The organism is Plantibacter flavus (assembly GCF_002024505.1).
Lineage (GTDB): Bacteria > Actinomycetota > Actinomycetes > Actinomycetales > Microbacteriaceae > Plantibacter > Plantibacter flavus_A.
Genome location: NZ_CP019402.1, coordinates 2,623,603 through 2,636,179, shown reverse-complemented (window position 1 = coordinate 2,636,179; position 12,577 = coordinate 2,623,603). Strand labels below are relative to the sequence as shown.

13 protein-coding genes are annotated in these 12,577 nt (G+C 68.0%); 8 read left to right on the top strand and 5 right to left on the bottom strand.

What is annotated here, in order from left to right:
• Nucleotide 1: 1 nt before the first annotated feature.
• Genes BWO91_RS12345 through BWO91_RS12330 form a run of 4 tightly spaced genes read left to right on the top strand, consistent with a single transcriptional unit; the run spans nt 2 to nt 3,453 of the window.
• Entirely contained in the window at nt 2–895 is an 894-nt protein-coding gene (locus BWO91_RS12345) for a F0F1 ATP synthase subunit gamma (RefSeq protein WP_064295314.1), read from the top strand.
• A 47-nt stretch (nt 896–942) separates the two neighbouring features.
• A complete protein-coding gene (atpD, locus tag BWO91_RS12340; RefSeq protein WP_064295315.1) occupies nt 943–2,409 on the top strand; it encodes a F0F1 ATP synthase subunit beta in 1,467 nt (488 codons plus the stop codon).
• A 2-nt stretch (nt 2,410–2,411) separates the two neighbouring features.
• Complete coding sequence (locus tag BWO91_RS12335) at nt 2,412–2,687, top strand: F0F1 ATP synthase subunit epsilon (protein WP_064295316.1); 276 nt, start codon at nt 2,412–2,414, stop codon at nt 2,685–2,687.
• Between the two features lie 4 nt (nt 2,688–2,691).
• Nucleotides 2,692–3,453: a YaaA family protein gene (locus BWO91_RS12330; RefSeq protein ID WP_079002754.1), complete on the top strand. Its 762-nt coding sequence runs from the start codon at nt 2,692–2,694 to the stop codon at nt 3,451–3,453.
• A 10-nt stretch (nt 3,454–3,463) separates the two neighbouring features.
• Here the strand turns inward: BWO91_RS12330 and BWO91_RS12325 are convergent, their stop codons facing one another.
• Nucleotides 3,464–4,051, bottom strand: a complete 588-nt coding sequence (locus BWO91_RS12325) for a DNA-3-methyladenine glycosylase I (protein ID WP_079002753.1) — start codon at nt 4,049–4,051, stop codon at nt 3,464–3,466.
• Nucleotides 4,048–4,596 (bottom strand): methylated-DNA--[protein]-cysteine S-methyltransferase, encoded by a 549-nt coding sequence (locus tag BWO91_RS12320; protein ID WP_240555487.1) that lies wholly within the window; start codon nt 4,594–4,596, stop codon nt 4,048–4,050. The genes BWO91_RS12325 and BWO91_RS12320 overlap by 4 nt, the downstream gene beginning before the upstream one ends.
• Before the next feature lie 108 nt (nt 4,597–4,704).
• On the opposite strand from BWO91_RS12320, the gene BWO91_RS12315 reads away from it, so the two are divergent.
• Nucleotides 4,705–5,673, top strand: a complete 969-nt coding sequence (locus tag BWO91_RS12315; RefSeq protein ID WP_079002752.1) for an aldo/keto reductase — start codon at nt 4,705–4,707, stop codon at nt 5,671–5,673.
• A 9-nt stretch (nt 5,674–5,682) separates the two neighbouring features.
• On the opposite strand, the gene BWO91_RS12310 is transcribed toward BWO91_RS12315, so the two are convergent.
• Nucleotides 5,683–7,497, bottom strand: coding sequence for a BCCT family transporter (locus BWO91_RS12310; RefSeq protein WP_079002751.1), 1,815 nt, complete (start codon nt 7,495–7,497; stop codon nt 5,683–5,685).
• 217 nt (nt 7,498–7,714) lie between these two features.
• Between BWO91_RS12310 and BWO91_RS12305 the strand changes: the two genes are divergently transcribed.
• Together BWO91_RS12305 and BWO91_RS12300 are read left to right on the top strand one after the other, a co-directional pair.
• Nucleotides 7,715–8,776, top strand: a complete 1,062-nt coding sequence (locus BWO91_RS12305; RefSeq protein ID WP_167620473.1) for a glycoside hydrolase family 6 protein — start codon at nt 7,715–7,717, stop codon at nt 8,774–8,776.
• Nucleotides 8,777–8,831: 55 nt separating this feature from the next.
• The gene (locus tag BWO91_RS12300) at nt 8,832–9,785 is read left to right on the top strand and encodes a response regulator transcription factor (RefSeq protein ID WP_430929504.1); all 954 of its coding nucleotides are present in this window, start codon (nt 8,832–8,834) and stop codon (nt 9,783–9,785) included.
• A gap of 64 nt (nt 9,786–9,849) precedes the next feature.
• Here the strand turns inward: BWO91_RS12300 and BWO91_RS12295 are convergent, their stop codons facing one another.
• Together BWO91_RS12295 and BWO91_RS12290 are read right to left on the bottom strand one after the other, a co-directional pair.
• Nucleotides 9,850–10,227, bottom strand: a complete 378-nt coding sequence (locus BWO91_RS12295; protein ID WP_079002750.1) for a hypothetical protein — start codon at nt 10,225–10,227, stop codon at nt 9,850–9,852.
• The gene (locus tag BWO91_RS12290; protein WP_064295323.1) at nt 10,224–11,720 is read right to left on the bottom strand and encodes a glycosyltransferase; all 1,497 of its coding nucleotides are present in this window, start codon (nt 11,718–11,720) and stop codon (nt 10,224–10,226) included. Before BWO91_RS12290 ends, BWO91_RS12295 begins: the two co-directional genes overlap by 4 nt.
• 199 nt (nt 11,721–11,919) lie before the next feature.
• Here BWO91_RS12290 and BWO91_RS12285 point away from each other — a divergent pair, with 199 nt between their 5' ends.
• The gene (locus tag BWO91_RS12285; RefSeq protein WP_064295375.1) at nt 11,920–12,558 is read left to right on the top strand and encodes a hypothetical protein; all 639 of its coding nucleotides are present in this window, start codon (nt 11,920–11,922) and stop codon (nt 12,556–12,558) included.
• The last annotated feature ends 19 nt before the right edge of the window (nt 12,559–12,577 follow it).

Genomic DNA, 12,577 nt, shown 5'->3' with positions numbered 1-12,577 from the left:
CATGGGCGCTCAACTCCGGGTCTACACGCAGAAGATCAAGTCTGCGCAGACGACCAAGAAGATCACGAAGGCGATGGAGCTCATCGCCGCGTCGCGCATCCAGAAGGCGCAGGCGCGGGTGGCGGCATCCGGACCCTATTCTCGTGCGATCACTCGTGCCGTGTCCGCCGTCGCGACGTACTCCAACGTCGACCACGTGCTCACGACCGAGCCGGAGAAGGTTGAGCGGGCTGCGGTCGTCGTGTTCGCATCCGACCGAGGCCTCGCCGGCGCCTTCAACTCGCAGGTCCTCCGTGAGGCCGCCGAGCTGACCGAGCTCCTGCGCAGCCAGGGCAAGGACGTCACGCACTACCTCGTGGGCCGGAAGGCCGTCGCCTACTTCACGTTCCGTCGGATGCAGGCTGCAGGGGAGTGGGTCGGCAACACGGAGAACCCCGACTTCGCCACGGCGCAGGAGATCAGCGAGTCCATCCTCAAGGCGTTCCTCACGGACGCCTCCGAGGGTGGCGTCGACGAGATCCACATCGTCTACAACCGCCTCGTGAGCATGATGACGCAGACCCCCGAGGTCGTCCGTCTCCTGCCGCTCGAGGTCGTCGAAGGCGTCGAGGAGCCCACCGACACCGCTGTGCTGCCGCTGTACGAGTTCGAGCCGGATGCCGAGAGCGTGCTCGATGCGCTGCTCCCGAACTACATCGAGAGCCGGATCTTCAACGCGCTGTTGCAGTCCTCCGCCGCGAAGCACGCCGCGACGCAGAAGGCGATGAAGTCGGCCAGCGACAACGCCGACAAGCTCATCACCGACTACACCCGCCTCCGCAACAACGCGAGGCAGGCCGAGATCACCCAGCAGATTTCCGAAATCGTTGGCGGCGCAGACGCGCTCTCGTCCTAGTCATCGCAACACGCACACGTATCTGTAGAGACAGAGAAGAGAAGAACATGACTCCCACCGCAACTGCCGAGCAGGGCGCTGCAGAGGTGAAGGCCGGCGCCGTCGGCCGCATCTCCCGCGTCACCGGCCCGGTCGTCGACATCGAGTTCCCGCACGACGCGATCCCGGGCATCTACAACGCCCTGAAGACCAGCGTCGTGATCGGCGAGCAGACGATGGTCCTCACGCTCGAGGTCGCACAGCACCTCGGCGACGACCTCGTGCGCGCCATCGCCCTGAACCCGACGGACGGCCTCGTCCGCGGCCAGGAGGTCACCGACACGGGTTCACCCATCTCGGTGCCCGTCGGCGACGTCACCAAGGGCAAGGTCTTCAACGTCATCGGCGAGGTGCTCAACGCCGAGCCCGGCGAGCAGATCGAGATCACCGAGCGCTGGCCGATCCACCGCCAGCCGCCGTCGTTCGACCAGCTCGAATCGAAGACGCAGCTCTTCGAGACCGGCATCAAGGTCATCGACCTCCTGACGCCGTACGTCCTCGGCGGCAAGATCGGCCTCTTCGGTGGTGCCGGTGTCGGCAAGACCGTCCTCATCCAGGAGATGATCCAGCGCGTCGCGCAGGACCACGGTGGTGTGTCGGTGTTCGCCGGTGTCGGCGAGCGCACCCGTGAGGGCAACGACCTCATCCACGAGATGGAAGAGGCGGGTGTCTTCGAGAAGACGGCCCTCGTGTTCGGCCAGATGGACGAGCCGCCGGGAACGCGTCTCCGCGTCGCCCTCTCCGCGCTGACGATGGCGGAGTACTTCCGCGACGTCCAGAAGCAGGACGTGCTGCTCTTCATCGACAACATCTTCCGCTTCACCCAGGCCGGTTCCGAGGTGTCGACCCTGCTCGGTCGCATGCCGTCCGCCGTGGGCTACCAGCCGAACCTCGCCGACGAGATGGGTCTCCTCCAGGAGCGCATCACCTCGACGCGTGGTCACTCCATCACCTCGCTGCAGGCGATCTACGTCCCCGCGGACGACTACACCGACCCGGCACCGGCGACCACCTTCGCGCACCTCGATGCGACGACCGAGCTCTCCCGTGAGATCGCGTCGAAGGGTCTGTACCCGGCCGTCGACCCGCTGACCTCGACGAGCCGTATCCTCGACCCCCGCTACCTGGGTGCCGACCACTACCGCGTCGCCACCACGGTCAAGCAGATCCTCCAGAAGAATAAGGAACTGCAGGAGATCATCGCCATCCTCGGTGTCGACGAGCTCTCCGAGGAAGACAAGATCACGGTGTCGCGTGCGCGCCGGATCCAGCAGTTCCTCTCGCAGAACACCTACATGGCGAAGAAGTTCACCGGTGTCGAGGGTTCGACCGTTCCGCTCAAGGAGACGATCGAGTCGTTCGACGCCATCGCTAAGGGTGAGTTCGACCACGTGGCCGAGCAGGCCTTCTTCAACGTCGGTGCCATCTCCGACGTCGAAGAGAAGTGGGCTCAGATCCAGAAGGAGAACGGCTAGTCATGGCCTCCGCTCCTCTGACCGTGAGCGTCGTCGCGGCCGACCACGAAGTGTGGTCGGGCCCGGCACGCCAGCTGATCGCGAAGACCGTCGACGGCGAGATCGGAATCCTGCCCGGCCACGAGCCGATGCTGGCCATCCTCGCCGCCGGTGAGGTCCGTGTCACGCTCGAAGACGGCTCGAAGATCGTCGCGAACGCTGAAGACGGCTTCCTGTCGGTCGAGAACAACACCGTCACCGTCGTGGCCGGCAACGCCACGCTCGTGACCAGCTCCTGATTCGGTGCTGATCCTCCTTCCCCCTTCGGAGACGAAGCGGGACGGCGGCGACGGACGAGCCCTGGACACCGCCCTGCTGCGGTTTCCAGGGCTCTCCTCGTCCCGGAACGATTGCCTCGACGCCCTGGTGTCGCTCGCTGGCGATGAGGCTGCGACGGTGAAGGCTCTGAAGCTCGGCCCCAAGCAGCTCGGCGAGGTCCAGCGCAACCGCGTGGCGGCGACGTCAGCGACGATGCCGGCGATCGACCGGTACACGGGGGTGCTGTACGACGCGCTCGAAGCCGCCACACTCCCAGCAGACGCCCGACGCTTCGCCGCTCAGCACCTGGTCGTGCACTCGGCGTTGCTCGGCCCGGTCGGCGCGCTCGATCCCATTCCGGCCTATCGGCTCTCCCACGACTCCAGGCTCCCGGGCTTCGTGCTCAAGCGGCACTGGGCGGGGCCCGTCGCCCGCGAGTTGAACGCCGTCCCGGGTGTCCTGTTGGACCTGCGCTCGGAAGGCTACGCGGCGCTCGGGCCGTTGCCGGACCGCGTCGGTGCCGTCTACCTGCGCGTGCTCACGGTCGGCGACGATGGCCGCCGTCGCGCGCTCAACCACTTCAACAAACAGGGCAAGGGCCGTTTCACCCGCGCGCTGTTGGAGGCCGGCGTCGACCACCCTGATGTCGACTCGTTGCTCGACTGGGCGCGATCGACCGGGTGGGTGCTCGACGTCCACGCCCGTGCCGACGACGGTCGGGCGACCGAGCTCGCCCTCGTCGTCTGACCCCTTCGGATCAGGGAGCGCTCTCCGAGCGCCAGCAGCCGACCAGGTGATCGTCGACGAGGCCTCCGGACTGCATGAGGGCGTACATCGTCGTCGGGCCGACGAACCGGTAGCCGCGCTTCCGCAGGTGGGCGCTGAGCGCGGTGGACTCAGGGGTCACCGCAGGCACCTCGGTCCACTGGGCGAACCGGGCCGGCCGTGACGGGGGAGTGAAGCTCCAGAGGAGCTCGTCCAGGTCGTCGCCCAGCTCGAGGGCGGTGCGGGCATTGCCGATGACCGCGTTGATCTTCCCGCGGTGCCGGATGATCCGGGCGTCATCGAGCAGGCTCTCGACATCAGCCTCCGTCATGGCTGCGACGGCGTCGAGGTCGAAGCCGTGGAACCGTTCCCGGAAAGCCGGTCGCTTCCGAAGGATCGTGATCCAGGAGAGCCCCGCCTGGAACCCTTCGAGACTGATCTTCTCGAAGACCTGCCGCTGTCCGTGGAGCGGCACGCCCCACTCCTCGTCGTGATAGCGCTGGTACTCCGTGTCCGTCCCGGCCCAAGCGCAGCGGGTCAGGCCGTCGGTGCCGACGATGGTCGGGGAGGCTGGACTCATCGGCGGTACGGGATCCCTTCGTGGTCGAGGAGCCAGCGTTTTGTGGCTGGCCCGTCTCCGCCAGAATAGCCCGTCACGATCCGCCCGGTTCCGAGGACGCGATGACAGGGGATGAGGAGCGCGATGGTGTTCGCCCGAACCGCCTGGCCGGCCGCCCGGCCGCCCTGCGGGGCACCGGCCGCGGCCGCAAGGGCGCCGTACCCGATGGTGTCGCCGAACGGCACTTCGCCGAGCGCCGACCAGACCGCCTGCTGGAACGGCGTGCCGGTCGTGACGAGTGGGAGGTCGAACACGGTGCGTCGTCCGCGGAGGTACTCGTCGATCTGCTCCGCGGCGTCGAGGAGGACCGCGGTGGGGCGTTCGTCCACCCCGTCGAGTGGGAGTCGCCCGTGGTGCTCGAAGCGCACGGCTGAGACCGCGTCGTCGACGGAGCGGAGCTCGATCCGCCCCAGCGGTGTCGGCATCCTGACGAAGCCCTCGGCGGTCGGGTCGGCGATGACGGAGCAGGGGAGTACGGGATCGGTGATGGTGAGGTGTGTGGTCATGCACCGAGCGTAGGAAGCCCGTGATCGGCGCGATGCGTCACGTGGGCCTGGCCGCGGCGTCGGGGGCCGACGGGTGCCTGTGGAGGACGCTCGGGCTAGCCTGGACGCATGTCTGATCTCAGCTATCGCCCACTCGGTCGCAGCGGCCTCCTCGTCTCAGCGGTCGGCATCGGCTGCAACAATTTCGGCCGCGAGGGCACGGTCACCGAGAGCCTGGACGGCACGCGAGCCGTCGTCGACGCCGCGATCGACGCCGGAATCACCCTCTTCGACACCGCCGACATCTACGGCCGGGAGTACGGGCTGAGCGAACGGCTCCTCGGGCAGGCGATCGCCGGACGGCGGGATGAGATCGTCCTCGCGACCAAGTTCGGCCATGTGGACTACGAGAGCCCGATCCCGAACTGGGGTGCCAAGGGCTCCCGTCGCTACGTGCGGCTCGCCGTCGAGGGTTCGCTCCGCCGCCTGGGCACCGACTGGATCGACCTCTACCAGCTGCACACCCCAGACCCGTTCACGCCCATCGAGGAGACGATCGCCGCCCTGGACGAACTCGTCCACGAGGGGAAGATCCGCTACGCCGGCCACTCGAACTTCGCCGGTTGGCAGCTGACCGAGGCGGACTGGGCGGCGCGCACCGCCGGCCACCCGGCCTTCATCTCGGCCCAGAACGAGTACAGCCTGCTCGTCCGGGGCGCCGAGCGCGAGCTGTTCCCGGCCATGCGCGCCGCCGGCGTCGGCTTCCTTCCGTACTTCCCGCTCTACAACGGCCTGTTCACGGGGAAGTTCTCCCGCGACGGCGGGCCGGCGGACAGCCGCATCATGCGCCAGCGCAAGCACCTGCTCGACACGGCGCCCTGGGACGCGATCGAGGCCTACCAGGCCTTCTGCGACGAACGCGGCATTTCCATGCTGGAGGCGACGTTCGGCTGGTTGCTCGCCCAGGACGGGCTCTCGAGTGTCATCGCCGGCGCGACCACTCCGGGGCAGATCCGCGCGAACGCCGCGGCCGGTTCGGCGTGGTCGCCGACCGCCGAGGAAGCGGCCTGGATCTCGGACCGCTTCCCCGTCGGTTGAGCCGCCTGGTCAGTCCTTCGAGCGGCGCTGCTTCGGGTCATGCTGCTGTGGGTCCGGGGACGCGGCCGATGTTCCCGGGGCGTCCGGGGAGGCGAGCTGCCGGAGGTCGAGTTGGGCGGTCATCGTCCCGAAGTGCTCCGTGACCTGTTCGGAGACCTGATCGGACAGCTGTTCGCTCACGTCCGCTGACACGCTCTCGGTGAGCTCTGCGGCGAACAGGCGACGTTTCGCCCGCTGCTCCCGTCGCACCTCGATGCCGAAGGCCTTGAACGAGGAGACGCACATGAGGATGATCACGACGCTGAACGGCAGCGCCGTGATGATGGCCGCCGTCTGCATCGACGCGAGCCCGCCCGCGATGAGCAGCGAGATGGCCAGGAGGCTGGTCACGAGCGCCCAGGCGATCCGGACCCGGTTCCGCGGCTCCGTGCCGCCGGTGGTGAGCATGCCCATCACGAGCGATCCCGAGTCGGCCGAGGTCACGAAGAACAGGAGGATCAGCAGCAGGGCGCCGACGGTCGCGATCGATCCGCCGGGGAGGCCTGCGAGCATGTTGAACAGGGCGGTGTTGAGATCCACCGGGCCGTCGGCGCCGCTGAAGTCACGACCCTCGAGCGACTGCATGATGGCGGTGCCACCGAGCACGGCGAACCAGAGGAAGGTGACGAGGGTCGGGACGAGCAGGACGCCGAGCACGAACTGCCGCACGGTGCGCCCCTTCGAGATGCGGGCGATGAAGACGCCGACGAAGGGCGCCCACGACATCCACCATCCCCAGTAGAAGGTCGTCCACGAGGACTGCCAGGCCTCGCCAGCAGCGCCCTGGTACGCGGAGACGTTGAAGGTGAGTCCGACCACGTTCTGGAGGTAGGCGCCCATCGACTGCACCCATTCGCGCAGGAGGAACAGCGTCGGGCCGGCGAACAGGACGAAGAACAGGAGGAGCCCGGCGAGGATGAGGTTGGTGTTCGAGAGCCACTTCATGCCCTTGTGCACACCGGACACGAGGGAGAAGATCGTGACCCCGGTGATCACGAGGATGAGGATGACCTGGGTGAGGATGTTCGGCTCGGCGATGCCCGTGTAGCCGAGTCCGGCGGAGATCTGCAGCACACCGAGCCCGAGTGAGGTCGCGACGCCGAAGACGGTGCCGATGACGGCGATCGTGTCGATCGCGTTGCCCCAGCCGCCCTGCACGCGCTTGCCGAGGAGCGGTTCGATCGCCCAGCGGATCGACATCGGTCGTCCCTTCCGGTGCACGGCGTAGGCCAGTGCCACGCCGACGACCGCATAGATCGACCAAGCGTGCAGGCCCCAGTGCAGGTACGTCTGACTCATCGCCTGCTGGGCGAGGGACTGCTCGGATCCCGTGACGCCGGGACGCGGCTCGAGGAAATGCGTCAACGGTTCACCGACACCGTAGAAGACGAGGCCGATGCCCATGCCGGCGGCGAAGAGCATGGAGAACCAGGACAGGAGCGAGAACTCCGGTTCGTCGTCGTCCTTGCCGAGCTTGATGTCGCCGAACTTCGACACGGCGAAGACGATCGCCACGATGACGAAGGCCGCGACGAGGAGGACGTAGTACCACCCGAGGCCACCGATGATGCCGGACTGGATCGCGTTGAAGACGGACTCCGCCTGCTTCGGAAGCAGGATCGAGAACAGCGCGACACCGAGGATGATCACGAGGGAGGGCCCGAGCACCCAGGGAATGACCTTCGCGGGGGCGTCACCGGCCGCCGCGTCGGAGGTGGGGATGGTCTTCGTGCTCACGTGTGCGCTCCTCGGGCCGGGCGGGCGACCCTGCGTCGCCCCGATCATCAAGGGTAGGGAGCAGCGGCGATCCGGACAACGTTGCGGTGGGAGCCCTGGTGTGCAGTCCCAGTGTGAGGGTCGCTCGCGGAGCTCGGCGCGTCGTGGGGCCGTCCATGCGGCCACTGAGCGAATCCGTCCCCCACTCGGGGCACGGATTCGCGGGAATCGACACCGCACCGCAGGAATGTCGGGCACAATTGCGGATGACCATGCAGGAGGATCCGTGCCGAGAACACCCCGCGACCGACGACGTGCCCGGACGGCAGTCGCCCTCGGCGTCGTCGCCGTCCTCCTCGCCGGCGGTGCCCTCGCGGTGTCGCTCGTGAGCCGTGTTCCGAACGCCGCCGCCGGCCCGTTCGACGGCGCGCAGTTGTACGTCGATCCGTCCTCGCTGGCCGCTCGCGCCGCCGCGGCCGATCCGGCGGCCGCGACCGAGGAACCGACGACGTCCGCCACGGCCGGGACGAGCGGTGGTTCGAACGGCGACCCGACCGATGTCGCCCAACAGCTCGCAGCGGCGGAGCGGCTCGCGGCGGAGCCGACCGCGATCTGGCTCGTGCCGGAGCGCTACCCGATGGGAACCGTCCGGGACACCGTCTCCGAGATCGTCCGGTCCGCCGAGCGCTCCGGTTCCATGCCGGTCTTCACGGTCTACGGCATCCCGGAGCGGGATTGCGGCAACCAGTCCGCAGGTGGGCTGTCGAGTGACGAGTACCAGGACTGGGTCGCCGAGATCGTCGCCGCCGTCGCGGATCACCGCGTCGCCGTCATCCTCGAACCGGATGCCGTCGCGCTCGCGCCGGACTGCGGTGACCGCACCGCGCGGATGCGGCAACTGGAAGCCGCGACCGAGCAGTTCGCGGACGCATCCGTCCCCGTGTACCTCGACGGTGGGCACTCCGACTGGCGTCCGCCCGCCGAGATGGCCGAGCTCCTCCGGGAAGCCGGTGTCGCCGACGCCACCGGCTTCGCCACCAACGTCTCCAACTACAACACGACCGAGGACGAGATCGCCTATGCGGAGGAGCTGAGCGGCCTCCTCGACGGCGCCCATTACGTGATCGACACCTCTCGGAACGGCAGCGGCTCGAACGGCGAGTGGTGCAATCCGTCCGGCCGGACGGTGGGACAACAGCCCCTCACCGCGCAGGCCGAACACCTCGACGCGAACCTCTGGGTGAAAGCCCCCGGAGAGAGCGACGGAGCGTGCAACGGTGGCCCCCTTGCTGGGGTATGGTGGCCGGAGCAGGCCGTGCAACTGGCCAAGGGATTCAGCGCGTGGTGAGTCGGGACCGGCCACATCCGGCACGTCGCTGACGGGTGGAACGGGTAGGGGCATCGTGACCGAAGAGCTGAGCGAACGTCGTACCGCGGTCGTCATCGAAGACGACGCGGACATCCGCCAACTGCTCGAGACCGTCCTGGAGCAGGCCGGCTTCGAGACGGTGTCCGCAGCGAACGGTCTCGACGGAGTGGAGGCGGTCCGGACGCACAACCCCCTCGTCACGACCCTCGACGTCAGCATGCCGGGTATCGACGGGTTCGAGGCTGCCAAGCGCATCCGCGCCATCAGTTCCACCTACATCGTCATGCTCACCGCGCGCGGCGACGAGATCGACACCCTGCAGGGCCTCGACTCCGGCGCCGACGACTACATGACCAAGCCGTTCCGTCCGCGCGAGCTCCGTGCCCGCATCGAGGCGATGCTCCGTCGGCCTCGCGCGAACGGGGATGCTCCGGCCGTCGCCGCTGTGGCACCGGCACAACCGGCTCCGACCGCGGTGGCGCCGGCTGCAGCCGCTCCGGCCGCGCCGGCCCAGGTCGCCACGCCGCCGCTGCAGCAGCAGATGTCGTCGCCCGACCCCACGATCGTGCACGAGACCGTCGCGCGTCATGTCGCGCCCGTCGGTCAGTCGGTCGTCCCGATCATCATGCAACCGGTCGCCGCGGCGCCTGACGACGGCGAGGGGTGGCTCGTCCACCGCGGTCTGAAGCTCAGCTCGGCGACCCGCATCGTCGAGGTCGACGGCACCGAAGTGGACCTCACCCGGAGCGAGTTCGACCTGTTGCAGGCACTCATGGAGTCCCGTCGTCGGGTGCGCAGCAAGGCTGATCTCGCGCTCATGCTCCGTGGCGAGAGTTACATCACGGCCTACTACGTCAGCGAAGCCGACAAGCGTGCGATCGAGGTGCATCTCGCCAACCTGCGACGGAAGCTCGCGGACAGCACGGTGGCGCCGCGGTTCATCGAGACGGTGCGCGGCGTCGGCTACCGCATGACCTCCGACGACTGAGAACGCCGCGGTCCCGACCGCGACGCAGGCTCACCGGCGACGAACGACGCCGGGTGGCCGGAGCTCAGGATTCCGCCGCGTCCGCCGCGTCGAGTTCGAGCAGCCGGTCGCAGCTCCGACGGCCGACCTCGTCGAGCGCGCCGTGGATCTCGCGCGCGCGTTCGAACTGCCCCAGCTCGATCGCCCGGAGCCCGGCACTCGCGAGTCCGGACACCCCGATCACGCCGAGCATGACGCTGGAGGAGCGGATGCTCAGGAGCACGACCTTGGCCTCGTCGGCGTCGTCGGCGTCGAGAGCCGCTCGCAGACGCGCCAGACGGACGGGCCACATCTCGACGTAGGTCTGGACGAAGCGACGACGACTGCGCAGGTCGCCCGAGAGTTCTCGGAGCAACCTGCGCAGTTCGTCGGCGTCGACCGTGCCCGGGTCGGGGGAGGTCACACCCGGTAGCCGCGCTGACGACGGATGAGCTTGCCGAACATGCTGAGCGTCTGGAGCACGGTGATGACGCCGAGGACCGGCCAGCCCGCCCAGAGGATCGTGGACTGGACGACGGGGGAGAGCTGGGTCCAGGCGGCGACGATGGCGATGATGGCGGCGAGGACGAACAGGAGCGGCGCGAGGTGCGCGTTGCCCGAGCCTCGCTCGGCCTTCGCCTGCTCGGCCCAGTTGTCGACCTTCTTGTTCGAGGCGAACTTCGACCAGGCTCGGATGAAGTGCCCCATGCGGATCCACATGTAGAACTCGGCCGGGAAGACGAGGACCGCGAAGAGGATGTCGCGCACGTTCCGCTTCTTCATCGACAGCGCGATACGCAGGTTGAGGAGGATCGCGATCAGCGGTGGGATGAGCCACACTGGGCTGAACACGAAGGCGTGGATCGACAGCGAGCCGGCGAGCAGCACGACGAAGAGGATGCGCGTGACCATGTTGAGGAGCATCTCCGCGTTTTCGAGCCACCGCAGTCGGAGGTTCGGGTGGAGCGGCTGTCCCTTGGTGTCGCCGCGCTGGCCGGGCCACATGAGCTCGATCGCGCCGTAGTTCCACTTGACCTGCTGGGCGTCGAGCGAGCGTACGGTGGTCATGCCACCGACGTCGGCACGGGCGCGGGCGCTGATCTTCGTGAGGTAGCCCGCGCTCTTGATCTGCAGCGACAGGAGCGAGTCCTCCACCTCGGAGTCCTTGACCCACGGGGTGGACTGGTGGTTCTGCTCCATGGCGTCGCGCAGCGCCTGGACGGAGAAGATCGAGTACTGTCCGCCGAGCACGGCCATGTTGCGGCCCCGGAGCATGTTCTGCATGTTGAACGCGGCGAACTGTGTGCGCTGGCCGGCGATGAGGAACGCCGGGACGATCTGCTTCTTGAACGGCTCGTCATCGATCGAGAAAATTGCGGAGATGCCGCCGATGCGACTGTCCGAGACGATCTCGGCTTCGAGCGACTCGATCGCGGTCGGGTCGGCGACCGTGTCACCGTCGACGCCGAGCAGGTAGTCGTAGCCCTCGACGAGCGTGAAGCCGTAGTTGAGCGCGCCCACCTTCTTGTCGGGGTTCTTCCCGATGTCGTGGATGAACACCTCGGTGAACTGCTCGTAGCCGTCCTCGTCGACGCGGGAGTGCGGGCCGGCGTAGGGCGCGGCGACGTCCACCGACCGGTCCGTGGTGTTGTTGATGACCACGTGGATCACGTCGGGCATCCGCGTCTGCTCGAGGAGGGAGGCGAGCACGGCCGGCAGCGACTCCTCCTCGTTGTAGGCGGGGATGATGCACCCAATGGTCGCGCGGTACTCGGGGAGCGAGTTGACCGAGTCGATGAACTCGTTGGCGTACGCTTCAAGTTCGGGTGCGAGAAGCGGCTGCGTCTGAATGTACCGAGGGTCAGGCTGCTGGGCGTTGGGCCGAGCGTTGTCCGGTCGCGCTTCGAGTTCTGACATCAGGGGTCCTGTTCCGAGAGGGTCGAGTGCAGCGGGTCGCGCTGCAGTTGCAACTCTGCCGCTTTCGGCGCGGCTTTCGCGCGTGAATGCGATAGCGTCGCCTCAGGATTTCCTCAAGATTCGCCCTGGCCCCAGTTCGTGGGTCATGCGGACCCGCGAGGACCACTCGATCATCCCTCCGAAACCCGTCAGGAGTCTCATGTCGATCCACCCCAGCCCGGCCCGGAACCGGCGCGTGCAGCACGTGCTCCAGGCTGCGACCGCCGCCGTGCTCGTCCTCGGTCTGAGCGCGTGCGGTACGCCGCCCTGGGAGGAACCGGGTGCGCAGCCCACGACCTCGCCGAGCGCCTCGAAGACGCCGAGGCCCACGGTCAGCGCCATCACGAACGAGCTCGCGAGCGGCAGCGCCAAGCACACGCTGACCGCCGGAGCAGCGACCCTCACGGTCGACTACTGGTCCACCCTGTCGATGGACGCGTGGACCGCCGACGTCAACAAGCCCGTGAGCTTCTCGCTCAGCGGCGTGCTCAACCCCGACGACCTCCAGGCGCTCTACCTGTCGCGTGTGACGCTGACCACGACGGTCCACGGGCCGAAGGGGCAGCTGGAGTCGCCTGCGCCGTTCACCGACCAGTCGACGGTGGCGCCGGGATATCTCATCAAGGCGCCGTACAGCTACAGCCAGACGTTCGTCCTGCCCGAGGTGGACAGCGCGGCGACCGGCGTCACCTTGACGATCACCTACGAGCTGCTGGTGCAGGCGACGCCGACGTCCGCCGAGTATGCGAAGCAGACTGCGGTGGACACCCTCACGATCGCGATCGCCCCGCGCGCCTGACCGCAGTCCCGCGGAGCCG